Below are 246 nucleotides of genomic sequence, written 5' to 3'. Positions count from 1 at the left end.
CCCTTGATGTTCCTGTATCGTACCCACTTCCCAAGCCGCGGCCTCCAGTACTCCAGAACGTAAGCTTCGGCGAACTCCTGGCCTTGACCGTTGCCGAACCTGCCCTGGGTCTCCGCTCCAGTGATAACGTGCACAGAGTGGAGGTCGATCTCCAGCCATTCTTTTGGTTCAGTGGTGATCTGCTGCTTCGGGCACCAGGCACCGCCGTGATTCTCTGTCCGGACTCTTCCATGTTGTGGGCCGACG

General features: G+C 58.9%; 1 protein-coding gene. It reads right to left on the bottom strand.

From position 1 onward, the window contains the following. Window positions 1-246: discoidin domain-containing protein (locus SAY88_RS26240; RefSeq protein WP_431308935.1), on the bottom strand; the 246-nt coding region annotated here is incomplete at both ends.

The organism is Halalkalibacter flavus (genome assembly GCF_036663575.1).
Classification (GTDB): domain Bacteria; phylum Bacillota; class Bacilli; order Bacillales; family Bacillaceae_D; genus Halalkalibacter; species Halalkalibacter flavus.
Note: the sequence above shows the minus strand (reverse complement) of the source record. Positions and strands in the feature narration are given on the sequence as shown.